The sequence below is a fragment of the Actinosynnema sp. NPDC059335 genome (genome assembly GCF_042752395.1).
Lineage (GTDB): Bacteria > Actinomycetota > Actinomycetes > Mycobacteriales > Pseudonocardiaceae > Actinosynnema.
On record NZ_JBHYXZ010000070.1, the window covers coordinates 14,998 to 34,945 of the forward strand.

The window sequence follows — 19,948 nt, forward strand, 5'->3', positions numbered from 1 at the left end:
ACCCCCCCCACGGCCCCCCTGGCCCCCGCGGGCGCAGGAACGCCCCCGGCCCGGCCCTCCCCGCCCACCGGGGGGGGGCGTGCGCCGGCCCCGCGGCGGCGACCGGCTCCACCGGCCTGGGCTCCAACGCCCTCGGCCCGCCGCTGGGCACCCCGGCGGAGGTCGGGCAGTGGGTGCGGGAGAAGACCGGCCAGTGCGACGAGGTCGTGCCGCGGTCGATGGAGGAGTTCGCCGACTTCGTCGGGCCGCTGCGGGCCAAGCTCTACGCGCCGTACGTGGCGGAGTGGGGCACGTGCTCGGCGGGTCCGTACGAGCGGCTGGGGCTGGTCGTCTTCCAGCGGGAGAAGCTGAAGGACTTCCAGCGGGCGTGGCAGGGCGCGATGGCTGCCGGCGAGGTGTCGGACAACCCGGACTTCGGGTTCGGCAACGGCTTCGCCCTCAGCGGCACGCTCGGCCTGGAGCTGCTGGGCCTGCACGACCTGCGTTGCACACCGGTGGGGCCCGACGAGGTCGTGGAGCACACCCTCCCCGCGGAGGCGGAAGGGTGCACCTACGTCCAGAAGCCGGGCCACCACCACTAGAGGCGGCTCGTCAGCGCGGCGCGGCGGTGCTCTGACGCACCACCAGCGTGGTGGCAAGCTCGATTCGGCGGTGTTCGGGCTCTTCACCACGTGCCAGCGTGATGGCGAGACGGGTGCCCGCCGCGGCCATGTCCTGCAGCGGCTGCCGGACCGTGGTCAGCGGCGGGCCCACCCACTGCGCGACCGGGAGGTCGTCGAAGCCGATGACGCTGAGGTCCTCCGGGATGCGGAGGCCGGCGGCGCGTGCCGCCTCGTAGACGCCGAGGGCCTGGAGGTCCGACCCGGCGAACACGGCGGTCGGCGGGTCCGGCAGGTCGAGCAGCGGCGCGAACTGCGCGCGGCCGGACTCGACGTGGAAGTCGCCGTAGCGGACCAGGGCCGGGTCGAACGCGAGGCCCGCGGTCTCCAGCGCGGCGCGGTAGCCGTCCACGCGGGCGCGGCTGCACAGCACGCGTTCCGGGCCGCCGATCATGGCGATGCGGCGGTGGCCCAGCTCGATCAGGTGCCGGGTGGCGGTCAGGCCGCCGTTCCAGTTGGTGGCTCCTATGGACGGCGTCTCCAGCTGGGGCTCGCCGATGGGGTCGACCACGACGACCGGGATGTCCCGCGCGCGCAGCTTGGCCAGCTGCGACGACGTGAGGTCGGAGAAGACGGAGATCACCGCGAGCGGCTTGCGCGCGATCACGCCCTCCAGCCAGCCGTGGCCGGGGGTGAGCCTGCCCTGCGACTCCGACAGCACCAGCGCCAGGCCCTGCTCCGCGGCGACCTGCTCGGCGCCGCGGATGATCTCCAGCGCCCAGGCGCTCTCCAGCTCGTGGAACATCAGTTCCACCAGGTTGGACCGCCTCGACCGCTCGTCCGCCCGCCTCTGGTAGCCGTGTCGTCGGATGATCGCCTCGACCCGTTCCCGGGTGTGGGGCGCGACGTCGGCGCGACCGTTCATTACCTTCGAAACAGTCGGAACCGAGACCCCGGCTTCTGCCGCAATGGCGGCAATGGTGACTTTGCCCGAGGCTGTGCCATCCGAGGGTGACGGGTCGGCTTTGGTCGGCATGGGGGCAGTCTACGGCAGCCCAGCCCAGTTCCGGCCCGTGGACGTGGAGGAGCGGTGGTGGGTTGTTCGTCACTCGGAGTGCCGGTAACCCGTTCGAAACAATCGACTCTGTGATCGAAACTGTCGAATGTCCGGTTGCTCCCACTCGGACGCGTTCCGAGGTTAGCGCAGCGTACGTCTCGATTGGCCTGAATCGGGGGCGCGGGGAACGGACGGGTGGCGTTCCGAGCGTTGAATTCAGGGGTCCCGAACGTAGGACTCACGCGTTCTGGAGGTAGGACACGCGCGTTCTGGAGGTAGGACACGCGCGTTCTGGAGGTAGGACACGCGCGTTCTGGAGGTAGGACACGCGCGTTCTGGAGGTAGGACACGCGCGGGGGTGGGGGCTCGGGCCCGTGGGAGAGGTTGGCGGGCCCGAGCCGGGTCGGGTCAGTCCCGGCGGTCCGAGCCGCCGAACGAGAGGTCGTCGCGCAGGGCCCGGTGAGCGGGCTTGGCGGCGTAGTTCTCGTCGAGGATGTCGGCCGCACCTTCACCCTCGAACCACCCGGGCACCCAGGAGTACTTGTCCGTGTACCCCCAGACCGTGAACGACAGGCAGCGTGGCGTCAGCAGGCAGGCCCGCAGCGCGGTGCGGTACACGTTCGCCTGGGCCTGCAGCTTCACCGGGTCGGCGGGCAGCACCACCCGCACGTCGGCCTCCGTCACCGCCGTGCGCAGGCCCAGGGCGTCGAACCGCCCCAGGTTCTCCCGCATGGTCAGCGGCGCGTGGTCCGCCCTGAGGTGGGCCTGCAGGCCGACGCCGTGGATCGGCACGTCCTGTCGCAGCAATTCGCGCACGAGGTCGTACACGCCGTCGCTCTTGGCGTTGACCTCCTCGACCTCGTAGTCGTTGTAGAACAGCAGCGCGTCCGGGTCGGCCTCGTGCGCCCACCGGAACGCGTCCGCGATGTAGCCGGGGCCGAGCGCGCGCAGCCAGACCGTGTCGCGCAGGGACCCGTCGTCCTCGAACACCTCGTTCACGACGTCCCACTGCCAGACCCGGCCACGGAAGCGCCGCACGGTGGTCTGGACGTGGGCCTTCAGCACCGCGCCCAGCTCGTCGGGCGGCACGTCCGCGAGCCACGCCGGGTTCTGGTTGTGCCAGACGAGCGTGTGGCCGCGCACGCGCTGGCCGTTGGCCTCGGCGAACGCGACCAGCGCGTCCGCCGGACCCCACGCGTGCCGCCCGCGGACGGGTTCGAGCGCGTCCCACTTCATCGCGTTCTCGGCGGTGAGGGTGTCGAACTGCGTCGCCACCCACTCCCGGTACACCTCGTCGCCGGCCAGCGCGGTCAGGTTGACCGCCGTGCCGAACCCGAGGCCGTGCCGCGCGGCGAGCTGCCGCAGGGACGGCTCCGGAGCCGAAGTCGGGGTCCGGGTCGGAGTGGGAGCCGGGGTCCGGGTCGGAGCCGCTGCCGCCGCGGGGGCGGCCGCAGCTCGCGTGGTGGGGATGTCCGCGTGCGGCCGTTCGGGCGACGGCCCCGTGGGCGGGGGAACGTGATCGGGCATGACCGTCCTTCCTCCACCGACGGGGCCGACGCGCGAACCGGGACTTACTTGCCGAAACCGGCCGTGAGGCCGCTGAGCAGGAACCGCCGCCCGATCAGGTACACCACGAAGATCGGCAGCACGGACAGCGTCACGGCGGCGAGGAGCGCGGGCACGTTCGTGCCGAACTGGCCCTGGAAGTCCCACAACCCGAGGGTGAGCACCCGCGACGACTCCGACTGGGTGAGCACCAGGGGGAAGAGGAACCCGTTCCACGCGTTGAGCGCCGTGTAGACGACCACGGTCATGATCGCTGGCCGCGCCAGCGGCAGGACCAGCGACACCAGCACCCGCATGGGGCCCGCGCCGTCGATCGCCTGCGCCTCGTACAGCTCGCGCGGCACGTCGCGCAGGCTGTTGACCAGCACCAGCATCGCCACCGGCAGCGCGAACGCCGCCGTCGGCAGGATGATCGCGGTGAGCGTGTCGTACAGCTTCATCCGGGTGATCATCAGGTACACCGGGATGATCGTGGCCTGCGCGGGGATCGCCAGCCCCATCAGCAGCAGGGTGAACCCGCGCTGCACGAACTGGCTGGTGTTGCGCACCACCGCGTACGCGGCGGGCACGGTCACGAGCACCACGATCGCCACCGTCGCCACGGTCACGATCACGTTGTTCAGCAGGTACTGGCCGAAGCCGCCGGTCAGCACGGTGACGTAGTTGTCCAGCGTCAGCGCGTCCGGCATCTCCCACACGCTCTTGCCGAGGTACTCGGCGCGCGTGCGCAGCGACACCGTGACCAGGTAGAGCAGCGGTCCGACCACGATGACCAGCCACACCAGGGCGAACAGCCCGGCGGGCCAGTTGGGACGAGACTTCACGACCCCTCCTGCTGGCTGCTCATCTGGCGGAACCCGCTCCAGCGCATGACCGCGAGCGACAGCGCGGTGCCGAGGACCACCAGCACGACCGCGATCGTGCTCGCGTAGCCCATCTCGAACCCGCTGAAGCCGGTGATGTACATGTGCAGGGGCAGGATGCGGGTCGCGGTGCCCGGTCCGCCGTTGGTCAGGATGAGCACGGTGTCGAACGTGGTCAGCGAGCCGACCAGCATCAGCACCGACGACGTGACCACGGTGTACCGCAGCTGCGGCAGCGTGATGTGCCGGAACTTGCTCACCCGCGAGGCGCCGTCGATGGTCGCCGCCTCGTACAGCGACTGCGGCACCGCCCGCGCCGCACCCTGGTAGAGCAGGGTGTGGAACGGGATGAACTGCCAGGAGATCACCAGCACCACCGTGTAGAGCGCGATGTCGGGGTCGCCCAGGAACAGCGGACCGCCGACGAACGCGCCGAAGTTCGGCTCGAGCAGCGCCTGCCACAACAGCGCGATGGCGGCCGTGGACAGCAGCAGCGGGAGGAAGAAGATCGAGCTGAGCACCGCCCGGGACCGCTGCTTGCCGGCCGCCCAGACCCCGATCAGCAACGCGATCGGGGTCTGGACGAGCCACGACACGACCATCAGCACCAGGGTCCGCCACACCGAGGCACGCGCCTCGCTGTCCTCGAGCAGCCGGGCCCAGTTCTCGCCCCCGTTGACCGCCGGCGTGCCCAGGCCGTCCCAAGCGGTGAAGCTCAGGTAGATCACGAGCAGCATGGGCAACGCGGCGAACAGGGCGAAGAACGCGAACGCCGGCACGGCGTACCAGGCCGAAGGCCGTTGAGACGACATCAGCGCGCGGCCACCGCGTCGACGAACTGCTGCGGCGAGACCTTGCCCAGGAAGAACTCCTGGAGCTGGGTCAGCATGAACGTGGCGTCGTCGGCGGGCAGGTCCTGGTCCCAGGAGAGCTGGAAGTTCTTCGAGTCCAGCACCAGCTCGTAGATGAACGTCGAGTACTCGGGGCTCGGCGACTTCTTGAGCTTCTCCTCGGCGCCCACGACCGGCGGGACGTCACCGGCGGCGATCAGTGCCTCGACGTAGGAGTCCTTGTGCAGCTCGCTCGTGACGAACTTCTTCGCCGCGTCGAGGCTCTTGGAGTCCGCGGTCGCGGAGTAGAAGTTGCTCACGTTGCCGACCAGGTTGCCCGGGTCGCCCTTGCCGCCGGGGATCGACGGGAACGCCACCCAGCCCAGGTCGCCGTTCTTCACGAAGTCCGGGCTCTGGTCGAGCTGGTTGGTGTACTCCCACGAGCCCATGAGGTGCATCGCGGCCTTGCCCTGCGCCAGGATGGTCGACGCGCCGCCGGCGTCGTAGCCGACGGAGGCGAAGTTGGTGCCGAACGCGCCGCGGTCGATGAGGTCCTTGAGCTTGGTCATCGACTCGACGACGGCCGGGTCCTTCCAGCCCGCGGGGCCGTTGTCCCGGATGTTCTTGAACACCTCGGGGCCCGCGACGCGGTCGAGCACGTACTCGGCCCACATCAGCTCGGTCCACGCCTGGGTGCCCGCCAGGGCGATCGGCGTGATGCCCTTGGCCTTGAAGGTGTCCACGGCCGCGAGCAGCTCGTCCCACGTCGTCGGCGGCTTCGCGCCGGCCTCGGTGAAGACCTTCTTGTTGAAGAACAGCAGCACCGGCTGCATGCCGCGCATCGGCACACCGTAGTACTTGTCGCCGAGCTTCGCGCCGTCGAGCACGCTCGGGATGAACGCGTCCTTGACGGCCTTGTTCTCGTTGAGCACCGACGTCAGGTCGGCCACCTTGCCGGCGTCGACGTACTCCTTGAGGTTGCCGCCGCCCCAGTTGAAGAACAGGTCAGGGGCCTGCGGCGAGCCGATGGCGACCCGGAGGCGCTGCTTGTACGGGTCGTTGCCGAACGTCTCCAGAGAGGCGTTGCCGCCACCCGACTTGAAGGCGTCGATCGACTGCTGCTCGATCTTGTTGAGCACCGGGTCCTCGAGTGCCCAGATCTTCAGTTCGCCGGTGCTCGACTCGCCCGGACCGGAGGTGCCACACGCGGACACCACTGCGGTCACGGCGACCAGCCCCATCGCGATGAGGGGACGCACCCATGAACGGCGGGACATGCGACCGCCACCCTTCTGCCACGCTGCGGATTTGTTCGTGGCATCGAAACATTTCGAAACATCCACGACTTGCGCAGACCTTAGGCCCGCGCCCAAGCGGTGTCAAGCATCACCATCCGGCGTGTGTAAGTAGTGTTTCTGCACGTCAGGAGGTCACCCTTGTGTTTCGATCGAGTTTCGATACTATCGGCCCATGCGTCGAGCCACGTTGGCCACGATTGCCGCAGCAGCGGGGGTGTCGCTCCCGACGGTGTCCAAAGTCCTGAACGGGAAGGACGACGTCGGCGCGGAAACCAGGGCTCGCGTGCGGCAGTTGCTCGCCGAGTATGACTACGTGCCGGTGGGGTCCCGCAGGGCCTCCGGGCACCTGCTGGTGGACCTCGTGTTCACCGCCCTCGACAGCCCCTGGGCGGTGGAGATCATCCGTGGCGTCGTCGACACCGGGCTGCACGTCGTGGTGTCGTCCACCGACAAACCCCGTCAGCACACGTCCTGGGCGGCGTCGCTGGTCGAGGCCAGGCGCGCGGGAGCGCTCCTGGTCACCTCCCAGCTGACCGCGGCCGACCGGCGCGTGCTGGCCAACTCCCGCATCCCCGTCGTGGTCATCGACCCGGTCGACCTGCCGCAGCCGAACGTGCCGAGCGTCGGCGCGACGAACTGGGCGGGCGGCCTGGCCGCCACCGAACACCTCCTGCGCCTCGGCCACCGCCGGGTCGGCGTCATCGGCGGGCCGGCCGGCATGCTGTGCAGCCGGGCGCGGGTGGACGGCTACCGCGCCGCGCTCGACCGCGCGGGCATCCCGTTCAACCCCGAACTGGTCAAGCACGGCGACTTCAAGCACGAGGGCGGGTTCCGCCGCGCGGCCGAGCTGCTGGCGCTGCCGGACCGGCCGACGGCGATCTTCGCCGGCAACGACGAACAGGCGCTGGGCGTGATCGAGGCCGCCCGCGTGGTCGGGCTCTCCGTGCCGCACGACCTGAGCGTGGTCGGTTTCGACGACCTGCCGGTCGCGGTGTGGTCCTCGCCCGCCCTCACCACCGTGCGCCAGCCGCTCACCGAGATGGGCCGCCACGCGGGCCGCATGCTCGCCGACCTGATCGCGGGTCGCCCCGTGGAGACCGAACGGGTGGAACTGGCCACCGAACTCGTCGTCCGATCGTCAACGAAGGAGCCGCCGTGCTGAACCCCTGGGCCGATCCCGGAAAGCCGACCGGTGAGCGGGTCGCCGCCTTGCTGGCCGAGCTGACCCTGGAGGAGAAGCTGGCCCAGCTGGTGGGCGTGTGGGTGGGCATCTCCGAGGGCGAGGAGGTCGCGCCCGCGCAGCACGAGTTCGCCGAGCCGCTGCCGCCGTGGGACGAGCTGACCAAGCCCGGCCTCGGCCAGCTCACCCGCGTCTTCGGCACCGGGCCGGTCGACCCGCTGGTCGGGGCGAAGGTGCTGGCCGAGACGCAGCGCAAGCTGGTCGCGAACACCCGCTTCGGCATCCCGGCCATGGCGCACGAGGAGTGCCTGTCCGGCTTCACCGCGTGGCAGGCCACCGTCTTCCCGACCCCGCTCGCGTGGGGCGCCTCGTTCGACCCGGAGACGGTCGAGCGGATGGCACGCGAGGTGGGTCTCGTGATGCGCGACGTCGGCGTCCACCAGGGATTGGCGCCGGTGCTGGACGTGTCGCGCGACCCGCGGTGGGGACGCACCGAGGAGACCATCGGCGAGGATCCGTACCTCGTCGGTCTCCTCGGTGCCGCCTACACCAGGGGCCTGGAGTCCAGCGGCATCGTGGCCACGCTGAAGCACTTCGCGGGCTACTCGGCCTCGCGCGGCGGGCGCAACCACGCGCCGGTCCACATGGGGCCGCGCGAGTTCGCCGACGTGGTGCTGCCGCCGTTCGAGATGGCGTTGCGGCTCGGCGGCGCGCGGTCGGTGATGAACTCCTACGCCGAGGTGGACGGCGTGCCGGCCGCCTCGGACCGGACCCTGCTCACCGACCTGCTGCGCGACCAGTGGGGCTTCACCGGCGTGGTGGTCGCCGACTACTTCGCGGTGTCGTTCCTGGAGACCGCGCACGCGATCGCGGGCTCGCCCGGCGAGGCCGCCGCGCTGGCGCTGGCCGCCGGCATCGACGTCGAGCTGCCCAGCGTGCGCTGCTACGGCGAGCCGCTGGCCGAGCTGGTGCGGTCCGGGCAGGTGGACGAGGAGCTGGTGGACCGCGCGGTGACCCGCGTGCTGACCCAGAAGTGCGAGCTGGGCCTGCTGGACGACGGCTGGCAGCCGGAGTCGCCCGCGGTGCTGCGCGGCGAGCCGGTCGACCTCGACCCGCCCGCCCTGCGCGACCTGGCCCGCACCATGGCCGAGCGGTCCGTGGTCCTGCTGGACAACACCGCCGACGTGCTGCCGCTGCGCGACCCGGGCAAGCTCGCCGTGGTCGGGCCGTGCGCGGACGACCTGTTGTCGCTGATGGGCTGCTACGCGTTCCCCAACCACGTCGGCGTGCAGCACCCCGAGGTGGCGCTGGGCGTCGAGATGGACACCATGCTCGAAGCCGTGCGCAAGGAGTTCCCCGGCGCGTCGGTCACCACCGCCAAGGGCTGCGAGGTCGACGGCGACGACCGGTCGGGCATCGGGGACGCCGTCGCGACCGCCCGCGAGGCCGACGTGGTGCTGGCCGTGCTGGGCGACCGGGCCGGGCTGTTCGGCCGCGGCACCTCCGGCGAGGGCTGCGACGCCGAGGACCTGAACCTGCCCGGCGTGCAGGGCGAGCTGCTGGCGGAGCTGCTGGCGCTGGACGTGCCGGTGGTGCTGGTGCTGCTGACCGGCCGCCCGTACGCGCTGGGGAAGTACCTGGAGCCCGCCTCCGGGTCCTCCTCGCGGCCCGCCGCGGTGGTCCAGGCATTCTTCCCCGGCGAGGAGGGCGCGGGCGCGGTGGCCGGCGTGCTCAGCGGGCGCGTCAACCCGTCCGGCAAGCTGCCGGTGCAGGTGCCGCGCGGCTCCGGCGGCCAGCCGACCACCTACCTGCACCCGCCGCTGGGCGGTCCGGGCGGCGTCAGCTCGGTCGACCCGTCGCCCGCCTTCCCGTTCGGGCACGGCCTGTCCTACACGTCGTTCGAGCTGTCCGACTTCGCGGCGGCGCAGGAGCTGCCCTCCGACGGCGAGGTCGAGGTGTCGTGCCTGGTGCGCAACACCGGCGACCGGGCCGGCGCCGAGGTCGTGCAGCTGTACCTGCACGACCCGGTCGCGAGCGTCACCCGCCCGGTGCGCCAGCTCGTCGGCTTCGCCCGGGTCGAGCTGGACGCGGGCGCGACGACCGAGGTGACGTTCCGGCTGCACGCCGACCGCACCTCGTTCACCGGCCGCGACGGCAGGCGCGTCGTGGAGACCGGCGAGGTCGTGCTCCAGGTCGGCTGCTCGAGCGAGGACATCCGCTGGCGGCAGTCGGTGCGGCTGACCGGTGAACCGCGCGTGGTCGGCCACGACCGCGTGCTGGTCACCCCGGTGACGACCGCCTCGCGGTGAGGCGACCGACGAGTCGGCGGTGCGTCACCGGGCACGCCCGGGTTCCGGCCGGTCGACCCGATGGCGGTGGTGCGCGAGCTGGTCGTGGACGCAGGAGGTCCCGGGCCGAGCTACCCGGGACCCCCGGGGAGCAGCCGAGTCCACTGACCGGGCTGGGCCGTGAGGGGGCTATGGCGGTGGTCCCCTCACGGCCCGCCTTCCGTCACAGGTGGGTGCGCAGGTGGCGCAGCTTGCGCTCGTCGTGCACGCGCGGGGTGGTGTGGCCGGTGAACGGGAACACCGCCATCTCCTTCGGCGCGGTGATCTCGTTGTACGCGGCGTACACAGTGGACGGCGGGCACACCTCGTCCATCAGGCCCACGCTCAGCAGCGAGGTGGCCGTGATCCGCTTGGCCAGCAACGCGCCGTCCACGTACCGCAGCGTGTCGAGGGCCGCGGGGATCAGGTCGACGTGGTTGGCGAGGAACTTCGCGATCTCCGCGTAGGGCTCGGCGTCGGTCAGGGTGATGGCCCGCTGGAAGTCGCACAGGAACGGCACGTCCGCGTGGCACACCTTCACGGCCTCGCCGTTGAGCGCGGCCGCCGCGAGCGCCAGCCCGCCGCCCTGGCTGCCGCCGGACACCGCGATCCGGGTCTCGTCCACGCCGTCCAGCGAGGCGGCCACCTCCACGGCCCGTGCCGCGTCCACCATCAGGCGCGTGACGTAGTAGGTCTCGGGGCTCGCGATGCCGCGGGTCATCACGCCGGGGTGCTCGGGGCCGACGAGCCCGGAGTCCGGTGTCGCGCCGGTGGTCCACCGGCCGCCCTGGCCGCGGGTGTCCATCACGAACACCGCGTACCCGACCGACGGCAGCAGCGCGTGCTCCGACGGCAGGCCGCGCCCGCCGCCGTACCCGATGTAGCAGACGACGGTGGGCAGCGACTCGACGCCGGAACCGGCTGGGCGGATGTACCAGCCGCGGACCCGGTCGCCGCCGTAGCCGGAGAACTCGACGTCCCAGACCGAGAGCGGCCCGTACGCGTCGGCGGCGTACGGGGTGAGCACCGGCGGCAGCGCGGCGGCGCGGGCCTCCTCCAGCCGGGACTTCCACCACAGGTCGAGGTTGTCCGGTTCGACGGTGTCGGTCCGGTACTGCGCCAGTTCCCGCTCGGAAAGGTCGAACCAGGGCACGGCGGTCCCCTTTCAGGTAATCCGTTAAGCGCTTAATTACCCTACCGGGTAAGACGGGGTCCGCGGCCGTCTAGACTTGATGATCACCGACCGAGGAGGCGCGGGTGGCAGGGAAGCGTCCGACCATCTCGGACATCGCCAAGGCCGCGGGGGTGTCCACCGGCGCGGTGTCGTACGCGCTCAACAACCGGCCGGGCGTCTCGGAACCCACCCGTCGCCGGATCATGGACATCGCGGACCGCCTCGGCTGGGTGCCCAGCAGCGCCGCGCGGTCGTTGAGCGACGGGCGGGCGAACGCGATCGGGCTCGTGGTGGACCGGCCCGCGCGGGTGATCGGCGTCGAGCCGTACTTCATGCAGTTGATCTCGGGCATCCAGGACGCGTTGGCGGGCGGGCCGACGTCGTTGCTGCTCCAGGTGACGGACAACTCGGCGGCCGAGCTGGCGGCGTACCGGCGGTGGTGGGGCGAGCGGCGGGTGGACGGCGTGCTGCTGGTCGACCTGGTCCAGCACGACCCGCGGGTGGAGCTGGTGCGGGAGCTGCGGCTGCCGGCCGTGGTGCTGGGCGAGCCGGTCGTGCCGGACCTGCCGTGCGTGTGGACCGACGACGAGACGGCCGTGGTGGAGGTGCTGGAGTACCTGGTGGCGCTCGGGCACCGCCGGATCGTGCGCGTCGCGGGGCCGACGAAGTTCGTGCACACGCAGGCGCGGTCGCGGGCGTTCACGGCGGCCGCCGCGCGGCTCGGGCTGCCCGACGCCCGCGTGGTGCACGCGGACTACTCCGACGAGGCGGCGGCCCGCGTGACGCGGCGGGTGCTGACCGGCGGCACGCCGCCGACCGCGCTCGTGTTCGACAACGACGTGATGGCGGTGTCCGCGCTGGGCGTGGCGCACGAGCTGGGGCTGGGCGTGCCGGACCAGCTCTCGCTGGTCGCGTGGGACGACTCGGCGCTGTGCCGGCTGGTGCGCCCGGCCCTGTCGGCGGTGCGCCGCCCGATCGCCGAACGCGGCGCGGCCGCCGTGCGCCTGCTGCTGGACGTGATCAACGGCGCCCCGCCCGAACAGGTCAAGACCTCCGACCCGGAACTGGTCCCCCGCTCCAGCACCACCCATCCCCCCGCGTGAGTCGAACCTCCAAACCCCGCGTGTCCTACGTTCAGGTCAACCGTGTCCTACGTTCGGAACACCCGTGTTGCACGTTCGCGTTCGTGGCGGGAAAACGCAGGTCGCTTGTTCCGAACGTTGAACTCGGGGGTTCTGAACGTAGGACACGCGCGTTCTGGACGTAGGACACGCGGGCGCTGGGGGTTCGACTCGCGCGGGGGTGGTCAGGGGTTGGGGTGGTGTAGGAGACTGGAGGATTGGGAGCGGTCCCAGAGCGGGTGGGCCGGGGATTGTGGGCGTTGACACTTAAGCGGTTAATTGATTTGGTGTGGGGGCCTGCCGCAGGCAGGCGCGCTGCCCTGCGCTCGCTACGTCAGTGTCGACAACTACGCGAGGTACATCCATGCGCAAGCGATTCGGCTCGGTCGGTGCCCTCATAACGGCCGCCGTCGGCGCCCTGGTCCTGTCACTGCTCACGGTGGCGCCGGCGCACGCCGCGGCCGGGTTCACCGTCAGCAACGGCCGCCTCCTCGACGCCAACGGCAACGACTTCGTGATGCGTGGCGTCAACCACGCGCACACCTGGTACACCGACCGCACCACCCAGGCCCTCAAGGACATCAAGGCCACGGGCGCGAACACCGTCCGCGTCGTCCTCAGCTCCGGCGACCGGTGGACCCTCAACAACGCCGCCGACGTCGCCAACGTCATCGGCCAGTGCAAGGCCAACAAGCTCATCTGCGTGCTGGAGGTGCACGACACCACCGGCTACCAGGAGCAGAGCGGCGCGGTCAGCCTCGCCCGCGCCGTCGAGTACTGGAAGAGCGTCCAGAGCGCCCTGGCCGGCCAGGAGAAGTACGTCATCCTGAACATCGGCAACGAGCCGTGGGGCAACACCGGCTACACCGGGTGGACGCAGGCCACCAAGGACGCCATCACCTCGCTGCGCGCGGCGGGCTTCGAGCACACGATCATGGTGGACGCGCCGAACTGGGGCCAGGACTGGGCCTTCACGATGCGCGACAACGCCGCCTCGGTCTTCGCCGCCGACCCGCAGAAGAACACGGTGTTCTCCATCCACATGTACGGCGTCTTCGACACGGCCGCCGAGATCAACGACTACCTGAACCGGTTCGTCACCGCGAAGCTGCCGATCGTGGTCGGCGAGTTCGGCCACGACCACTCCGACGGCAACCCCGACGAGGACACGATCTTCGCCACCACCCAGTCGCTCAAGCTGGGCTACCTCGCGTGGTCGTGGTCGGGCAACGGCGGCGGCGTCGAGTACCTCGACATGGTGACCGGCTTCAACGCCGCCCAGCTCACCAGCTGGGGCCAGCGCGCGATCAACGGCGCCAACGGCATCAAGGCCACCTCGCGCCAGGCCAGCGTCTACGACAGCGGCACGGGGCCGGACACCACCCCGCCGTCCACCCCCGGCACCCCGACCGCGTCCGGCGTCACGTCGAGCAGCGCCACCCTGTCCTGGGCCGCGTCCACCGACAACGTCGGCGTGACCGGCTACGACGTGGTCCGGGTCAACGGCGCCACGGAGACCGCCGCGGTCAGCTCCGCCACCACCACGGCGACCGTCACCGGCCTGTCGGCCAACACCGCCTACACCTTCGCCGTCTACGCGCGCGACGCGGCGGGCAACCGCTCCACCCGCTCCAACACCGTCACCGTGACCACGCAGGCCGGTGGCGGCGGCGGTTCCTGCGCGGTCACCTACAAGGTCGCGGGCCAGTGGCAGGGCGGCTTCCAGGGCGACGTGAAGATCGCCAACACCGGCACCGCGCCGGTCAACGGCTGGACGCTGCGCTGGACCTGGGCCAACGGCCAGACGGTGAGCCAGTCCTGGGGCGCCACCACGACCCAGTCGGGTGCCGTGCTGAGCGCGACCAACGTGTCCTACACCGCCTCCATCCCGGTGAACGGCTCGGTCAGCTTCGGCTTCATCGGGTCGTGGAACGGCACGAACTCCGTGCCCACCGCGTTCACCCTCAACGGCGCCACCTGCACGACGGCCTAGGAGATCGCGATGACGAGGAAGACTGCGGTCGCGGCGCTGTTAGGCGCGCTGGCCACGCTGGTCGGGCTCCTGGTGGCCGCACCGGGTCAGGCGGTCGAGGCCGCCGCGCCGACGCGCATCATGGCCCTGGGCGACTCGATCACCGGGTCGCCGGGCTGCTGGCGCGCGCTGCTCGACCGCGACCTGCGCGCGGCCGGGCACACCGACATCGACTTCGTGGGCACCCGCGCCGGCGACGGCTGCGGGTTCCCCTACGACGGCGAGAACGAGGGGCACGGCGGCGCGCTGGTCACCACCGTGGCCGACCAGAACCAGCTCGTCGGCTGGCTCGGCGCCACCAACCCGAACGTGGTGCTCATGCACTTCGGGACCAACGACGTGTGGAGCAACCGGTCGACCGCGACCATCCTGGCCGCCTACGGCAAGCTGGTGGACCAGATGCGCGCGAACAACGCGAGCATGAAGGTGCTCGTCGCCAAGATCATCCCCATGGCGGCGAGCGCCTGCGCCGAGTGCCCGCAACGCGTGATCGACCTGAACGCGGCCATCCCCGGCTGGGCGGCGGCCAAGTCCACCGCGCAGTCGCCGGTCACCGTGGTCGACCAGTGGACCGGCTTCAACACCGCCACCGACACCTACGACGGCGTGCACCCCAACGCGTCGGGCGACCGCAAGATCGCCGACCGGTGGATCCCGGCCGTGGTGTCGGCGCTCAACGGCACCACGCCCACGTCCACCACCACTACAACAACGACGACCACCACCACCACCACGACCACCACGACCACGGTCCCGAACGGGTCGTGCGACGTGGAGATCAAGGTCGTCAACCAGTGGCAGGGCGGGTTCCAGGTGGAGATCACGGTCCGCAACGGCGGCGGCACCACGAGCCGCGGCTGGCGGGTCGGGTTCGCGTTCCGCTCGGGCATGTCCCTCGCCCAGGGCTGGAACGGGACCTTCACCCAGAGCGGCACGTCGGTGACGGTGACCAACGCGTCCTGGAACGGCGCGCTGCCGCCGGCCGGGACGACCAAGGTCGGGTTCACCGGCACGGGTGACGCGACGGGGTGGAACCCGGTTCCGACCTGCGCGCTGACCTGACCGGACCTGGCGGTTGTGCCCTGGCGACGGGGCACAACCGCGAGCCCTTTCGCATGTGATGCACGTCACATTCCACGGTGTAGAGAGCGCCGTGACGGCTCCGTCCAGAGGGTGCGAGCGCCAAGATGGGCGCGAACGACGACCCAGGAGTCCGACATGGCGAAGTTCCTGCTCCTCATGAACTACGGCCCCACCGCCACCTGCGACGTGCCGATCGACCGCTGGGCGCGCGAGGACATCGCCGCGCACATCCGGTTCCAGCAGGACCTCGGGAAGGAGCTGACCGACAACGGCGAGCTGGTCGACGCGCAGGGCCTGGCGGGCCCCGAGCTGGCCAAGACGGTGACGTTCACCGGCGAGGGCGCGCCCGTGATCACCGACGGCCCGTTCCCGGAGTCGAAGGAGCTGCTGGCGGGCTACTGGATGGTCGACACGACGCTGGAGCGCGCGCTGGAGATCGCGGCGAAGGCGTCGGCCGCGCCCGGCCCGAACGGCGTGCCGCTCGGCCAGCCGATCGAGGTGCGCGAGCTGATGTCCGCGCCCGCGTCGTCCGACCTGTGACGGGGCCGGCCACGTCCGGCAAGGCCGTCGAGGACCTGCTGCGCGAGTGCGCGCCGCAGGTCCTCGGCGTGGTCGCGCGCCGGTTCGGCGACTTCGCGCAGGCCGAGGACGCGGTGCAGGAGGCGCTGCTGGCGGCGGCCCGGCACTGGCCCGTGGACGGCCTGCCGGACAACCCGCGCGGCTGGCTCGTGCAGACCGCCGTGCGGAAGATGACGGACCTGATCCGCAGCGAGGCCGCCCGCCGCCGCCGCGAGGAGGAGGTGTTCCGCGAGCCGCCGCCCGGCGAGGCGGTGGACCGGGACGACACGCTGGTCGTGCTGTTCCTGTGCTGCCACCCGGAGCTGACGCCCGCGTCGGCCATCGCGCTGACCCTGCGCGCGGTCGGCGGCCTCACCACGGCGGAGATCGCGAACGCGTTCCTGGTGCCCGAGGCGACCATGGCCCAGCGGATCAGCCGCGCCAAGCAGAAGCTGCGCGGCGCGAGCTTCGCCCTGCCCGGCCCGGACGAGTTCGCGGCCCGGCTGAGGTCCGTGCTGCACACCCTGTACCTGATCTTCAACGAGGGCTACACCAGCAGCGTCGGCGGCGCCCTGCACCGCACGGAGCTGTCCGGCGAGGCGATCCGGCTGGCCAGGGCCGTGCACGCCCGGCTGCCGGCCGACCCGGAGGTGGCGGGCCTGCTCGCGCTGATGCTGCTCACCGACGCCCGCCGGCCCGCGCGCACCGGCCCGGACGGCGCGCTGATCCCCCTGGCCGAGCAGGACCGGTCGCGGTGGGACCGGGACCTGATCGTCGAGGGCGTCGAGCTGATCATGGCGGCGGTGGAGCGCGGCGCGATCGGCGAGTACCAGCTCCAGGCGTCGATCGCGGCGCTCCACGACGACGCGCTGCGCGCCGAGGAGACCGACTGGCCGCAGATCCTGGGCATGTACGGGCTGCTGGAGCGGATGACCGGCAACCCGGTGGTGTCGCTCAACCGGGCGGTCGCGCTCGCGATGGTGCACGGGCCCGCCGCCGGGCTGGAGGCGCTCGACGCGCTGGACGGGCGGCTGGCCGGCCACCACCGGCTCGACGCCGTGCGCGGCCACCTGCACGAGATGGCCGGTGACGTGCCGCGGGCCGTGGCGCACTACCGGGCGGCCGCCGCGCGCACCACGAGCACCCCCGAGCAGCGCTACCTCGTGGACAAGGCGGCCCGGCTGGCGTCGGTACCCTCGACCGGGGGAGGTGAGCCGTGACCGAGCGCAAACCGGCCGGGGTGGGCTTCGAGACCTGGATCGAGCGGCAGATCCGGGAGGCCCAGGACCGCGGCGAGTTCGACGACCTGCCGGGCGCGGGCAAGCCGCTGTCGGGCCTGGATCAGCCCCACGACGAGCTGTGGTGGGTGAAGGAGAAGCTGCGCCGCGAGGAGGGCACCGCGCTCCCGCCCACGCTGCTGCTGCGCAAGGAGGCCGAGGCCGCGCGCGAGGCCGCCGGGCGGGCGCGCACCGAGGCCGAGGTGCGGTCGATCCTGGCGGCGATCAACGCCAGGATCGAGGACGCGATCCGCAAGCCCCTGTCGGGTCCGCCGCTGAACCTGATGCCGTTCGACGTCGAGCACGTCGTGGCGCGGTGGCGGGCCGACCGGGCCGGGCGCTGACGCCCGTCCCACCCGTTCCCCGGCCCCGGCCTGCGGCACGTCACGACGCCGGCCCCGCCCGCGGAGGGGGCGCTCAGCCGAGCCCGGCCGCGTCCAGCAGCGCGGTCGCGGTGGCGACGCCGAGACCGCCCAGCGGCTCGGCGCGGACCACGGCACGGGCGCTCGCGCCGTCGAACACCACGGTGAGCTGCGCGGCGAGGGTGTCGGGGTCCGCCACGCCCGCCGCGCGGGCCTCGGCGGCGAAGAAGTCGGTCAGGCCCTGCTTGTGCCGGCGCGCCACGGCGTTGGCCGGGTGCGCGGCGTCCTTCAGCTCGGTCGCGGTGGCGACCAGCGGGCAGCCGCGGTAGTCCGGCCGGCCGGACAGCTCGTCCTGCGCGCGGAACACGTGCAGGACCCGTTCGCGCGGCGTGCCGCCGTCCGGGGGGAGCAGCAGGGCGTCGTAGGCCGGGGCGCGGCGGTCGAGGCTCGCCGCGATCAGCTCGTCCTTGCCGTCGAACAGCAGGTACATCGACCGCTTGGAGACGCCGGCCGCCTTGCACAGCGCGTCGACGCCGACGCCGACGCCCTCCCGGTAGAACAGCTCGCCCGCCGCGTCCAGCAGGCGGTCCCGTGGAGTGGTCACCCCGGCAGGGTACCGGCCCGGGTCGACAGGGGGAAACCGATCGGTCTACAGTCGGCGGAAACCGATCGGTTTCCACCTCTGGAGGAGTGCCATGACGACGATCAACGGGGCGACCGCGCTGGTCACGGGCGGCAACCGGGGCCTGGGCAAGGCCCTGGTCGAGGCCCTGTACGACCGGGGCGCGGCGAAGGTCTACGCCACCGCGCGCGACCCGCGCACCGTCACGCACCCGGATGCCGTCCCGCTCGCGCTGGAGGTCACCGATCCCGCCTCGGTGGCGGCCGCCGCGGCCCGCGCCGACGACGTCACCATCGTGGTCAACAACGCGGGCGGGCTGGTGGGCGCGTCGTTCCTGGATTCGCCGGTGGAGGACGTCCGGCGCGAGTTCGAGACCAACTTCTACGGGCCGCTGCACGTGACGCGCGCGTTCGTGCCCGTGGTCGAGCGCAACGGCGGCGGCCACCTGCTCAACGTCGCCTCCGTGCTGTCCTGGTTCGCGCTCAACGGTTCCTACAGCGCGTCGAAGGCCGCCCTGTGGTCGCAGACCAACTCCCTGCGCCTGGAGCTGCGGCCGCGGGGCATCACCGTCACCGGCCTGCACGTCGGGTACGTGGACACCGACCTGGCCGCCGGCGTGACCGCGCCCAAGAGCGATCCCCGGCACGTGGCGGAACTCGCGGTCGACGGCATCGAGTCCGACGCGTTCGAGGTGCTGGCCGACGACCTGTCGCGTCGCGTGAAAGCCGCCCTGGCGCAGGACATCGCGGTCCAGTACCCGGCGCTGGCGGGCTGACCGGAGGTCCACAGTAGACGATCGCTGCACCTGCACCTGCACCGCGGGAACGGGGCGGCGCGTGCCCTTGACGGCGGTCCCGCGGAAGGTGCGGCCGGTGTCACCCTGGGTACCCCGCTGCCACCTGCCCGAGGGATTTTCCTCCACCGCTCTAGTGGAATTGCGAGGTGCGGCCATGGCAGAACCCCAGCGCGTGCCGGCTCACGTCGGAGTCGAGGACGTCGAGCGCTTGGAAGCCGAGACCGAGCGGCTGCGCGAGGTGGACTACCGCGAGGGCGGCGGCGCGTGCCGGGACGCCGCGATCGCCCACGCGGCCCGGCACGACCGGCTCCCGGACGTCGTGACCGCCGGCCCGCTGCGGGTGCGGCTGCTGGTCGCGCTGGCCGACCTGCACAACGTGGCCGGGTGGACCTGCTTCGACACCGGCCGCGAAGCGCTCGCCGCGCGGCACTGGGACCGGGCGCTGGACCTCGCGGTCGAGGCGGGCCACCACGACCTGCAGGCCAACATCCACTACCGCGTCGGTCGGATGCGGCTGCACCGCGGCAGGCGCTGCGAGGCGTCGCGGGAGTTCGCGCTCGGGCTCGTCGCGGCGCGACGGGCGGGGTCGGCGCGAGCCGTCGCGGTGCTGCACGCCAACCAGGCGTGGGCGCGCGCGGGCCTGGGCGACCGGAGCGGCGCGCTGCGGTTGCTGCACCTGGCGCACGACGAGTTCTCCCGCGCGCCGTCCGGCCCGGTGCCCGGGTGGGTGCGCTTCTTCGACGAGCCGGACCTGTGCGGGTTGACCGGCGTGGTGCTGACGGAGCTGGCCCGGACGGTGGACCCGGCGCAGACCTCGGCCGCGATCGACTCGCTGACCGCGGCCGTGGCGGGCTACTCCGAGCGGATGAGCCGCAGCCGGACCTTCAGCCTGGTGGCGCTGGCCACGAACCACCTGGTGGACCGGGACTTCGACCAGGCGGCGGAGGTGGGGGAGCGCGCCCTGGCCGCCGCCGGGTCGCTCGACTCCACGCGGGTCGCCGACCGCCTGCGGCCCCTGCGCCGCCTCGCGGACCGCCACCCGCGCGAGCCGCACGCCCGGACCCTGTCCGACCGCATCGCCGCCTTCGGCGTGCCCGCCTGACGCCCGCGACGCCGTTCGCGGGCCACCGGACCGCCCCCGACCCGCCGCGGGTCGGGGCGGTTTCCCGTGCGTGCCGGGCCGTTCCGCCGCGCCCGGACCGC

Annotated in this window: 18 protein-coding genes; 11 read left to right on the top strand and 7 right to left on the bottom strand. The window is 72.1% G+C overall.

Annotated features, from left to right (window positions below):
• Window positions 1–581: hypothetical protein (locus ACFXGA_RS22015; RefSeq protein WP_378090680.1), on the top strand; the 581-nt coding region annotated here is incomplete at its 5' end.
• 10 nt (window positions 582–591) lie between these two features.
• Here the strand turns inward: ACFXGA_RS22015 and ACFXGA_RS22020 are convergent.
• The 5 genes from ACFXGA_RS22020 to ACFXGA_RS22040 form a co-directional block, all read right to left on the bottom strand.
• The gene (locus ACFXGA_RS22020; RefSeq protein WP_378090681.1) at window positions 592–1,635 is read right to left on the bottom strand and encodes a LacI family DNA-binding transcriptional regulator; all 1,044 of its coding nucleotides are present in this window, start codon (window positions 1,633–1,635) and stop codon (window positions 592–594) included.
• 429 nt (window positions 1,636–2,064) lie between these two features.
• A complete protein-coding gene (locus ACFXGA_RS22025) occupies window positions 2,065–3,183 on the bottom strand; it encodes an endo-1,4-beta-xylanase (protein ID WP_378090682.1) in 1,119 nt (372 codons plus the stop codon).
• A gap of 44 nt (window positions 3,184–3,227) precedes the next feature.
• Entirely contained in the window at window positions 3,228–4,046 is an 819-nt protein-coding gene (locus tag ACFXGA_RS22030) for a carbohydrate ABC transporter permease (protein ID WP_378090684.1), read from the bottom strand.
• On the bottom strand, window positions 4,043–4,897 hold the full coding sequence (locus tag ACFXGA_RS22035) for a carbohydrate ABC transporter permease (RefSeq protein ID WP_378090686.1): 855 nt from the start codon (window positions 4,895–4,897) through the stop codon (window positions 4,043–4,045). Before ACFXGA_RS22035 ends, ACFXGA_RS22030 begins: the two co-directional genes overlap by 4 nt.
• The gene (locus ACFXGA_RS22040) at window positions 4,897–6,192 is read right to left on the bottom strand and encodes an extracellular solute-binding protein (protein ID WP_378090688.1); all 1,296 of its coding nucleotides are present in this window, start codon (window positions 6,190–6,192) and stop codon (window positions 4,897–4,899) included. The genes ACFXGA_RS22035 and ACFXGA_RS22040 overlap by 1 nt, the downstream gene beginning before the upstream one ends.
• A gap of 193 nt (window positions 6,193–6,385) precedes the next feature.
• Here ACFXGA_RS22040 and ACFXGA_RS22045 point away from each other — a divergent pair, with 193 nt between their 5' ends.
• Together ACFXGA_RS22045 and ACFXGA_RS22050 are read left to right on the top strand one after the other, a co-directional pair.
• Window positions 6,386–7,375 (top strand): LacI family DNA-binding transcriptional regulator, encoded by a 990-nt coding sequence (locus tag ACFXGA_RS22045; RefSeq protein WP_378090689.1) that lies wholly within the window; start codon window positions 6,386–6,388, stop codon window positions 7,373–7,375.
• Window positions 7,369–9,702 carry a glycoside hydrolase family 3 N-terminal domain-containing protein gene (locus ACFXGA_RS22050; protein ID WP_378090690.1) on the top strand — a complete coding sequence of 778 codons (2,334 nt, stop codon included), beginning with the start codon at window positions 7,369–7,371 and terminating at the stop codon, window positions 9,700–9,702. Before ACFXGA_RS22045 ends, ACFXGA_RS22050 begins: the two co-directional genes overlap by 7 nt.
• 202 nt (window positions 9,703–9,904) lie before the next feature.
• On the opposite strand, the gene ACFXGA_RS22055 is transcribed toward ACFXGA_RS22050, so the two are convergent.
• Window positions 9,905–10,873 carry an acetylxylan esterase gene (locus tag ACFXGA_RS22055; protein ID WP_378090691.1) on the bottom strand — a complete coding sequence of 323 codons (969 nt, stop codon included), beginning with the start codon at window positions 10,871–10,873 and terminating at the stop codon, window positions 9,905–9,907.
• A gap of 104 nt (window positions 10,874–10,977) precedes the next feature.
• On the opposite strand from ACFXGA_RS22055, the gene ACFXGA_RS22060 reads away from it, so the two are divergent.
• The 6 genes from ACFXGA_RS22060 to ACFXGA_RS22085 all read left to right on the top strand — a co-directional run bounded on the left by ACFXGA_RS22060 (window position 10,978) and on the right by ACFXGA_RS22085 (window position 17,309).
• A complete protein-coding gene (locus ACFXGA_RS22060) occupies window positions 10,978–11,997 on the top strand; it encodes a LacI family DNA-binding transcriptional regulator (RefSeq protein ID WP_378090692.1) in 1,020 nt (339 codons plus the stop codon).
• Window positions 11,998–12,379: 382 nt separating this feature from the next.
• Window positions 12,380–14,008 carry a cellulase family glycosylhydrolase gene (locus ACFXGA_RS22065; RefSeq protein WP_378090693.1) on the top strand — a complete coding sequence of 543 codons (1,629 nt, stop codon included), beginning with the start codon at window positions 12,380–12,382 and terminating at the stop codon, window positions 14,006–14,008.
• Window positions 14,009–14,017: 9 nt separating this feature from the next.
• The gene (locus ACFXGA_RS22070) at window positions 14,018–15,109 is read left to right on the top strand and encodes a cellulose binding domain-containing protein (RefSeq protein ID WP_378090694.1); all 1,092 of its coding nucleotides are present in this window, start codon (window positions 14,018–14,020) and stop codon (window positions 15,107–15,109) included.
• A gap of 156 nt (window positions 15,110–15,265) precedes the next feature.
• Complete coding sequence (locus ACFXGA_RS22075; RefSeq protein WP_378090695.1) at window positions 15,266–15,670, top strand: YciI family protein; 405 nt, start codon at window positions 15,266–15,268, stop codon at window positions 15,668–15,670.
• A complete protein-coding gene (locus ACFXGA_RS22080) occupies window positions 15,667–16,908 on the top strand; it encodes an RNA polymerase sigma factor (protein ID WP_378090696.1) in 1,242 nt (413 codons plus the stop codon). The genes ACFXGA_RS22075 and ACFXGA_RS22080 overlap by 4 nt, the downstream gene beginning before the upstream one ends.
• Window positions 16,905–17,309: a DUF1992 domain-containing protein gene (locus tag ACFXGA_RS22085; protein ID WP_378090697.1), complete on the top strand. Its 405-nt coding sequence runs from the start codon at window positions 16,905–16,907 to the stop codon at window positions 17,307–17,309. The genes ACFXGA_RS22080 and ACFXGA_RS22085 overlap by 4 nt, the downstream gene beginning before the upstream one ends.
• Before the next feature lie 73 nt (window positions 17,310–17,382).
• Here ACFXGA_RS22085 and ACFXGA_RS22090 read toward each other — a convergent pair whose 3' ends face one another.
• Entirely contained in the window at window positions 17,383–17,931 is a 549-nt protein-coding gene (locus tag ACFXGA_RS22090; RefSeq protein ID WP_378090698.1) for a TetR/AcrR family transcriptional regulator, read from the bottom strand.
• 91 nt (window positions 17,932–18,022) lie between these two features.
• Between ACFXGA_RS22090 and ACFXGA_RS22095 the strand changes: the two genes are divergently transcribed.
• Window positions 18,023–18,724, top strand: a complete 702-nt coding sequence (locus ACFXGA_RS22095) for an SDR family oxidoreductase (RefSeq protein ID WP_378090699.1) — start codon at window positions 18,023–18,025, stop codon at window positions 18,722–18,724.
• Between the two features lie 175 nt (window positions 18,725–18,899).
• Window positions 18,900–19,847 carry a tetratricopeptide repeat protein gene (locus ACFXGA_RS22100; protein WP_378090700.1) on the top strand — a complete coding sequence of 316 codons (948 nt, stop codon included), beginning with the start codon at window positions 18,900–18,902 and terminating at the stop codon, window positions 19,845–19,847.
• Window positions 19,848–19,948: the final 101 nt, after the last annotated feature.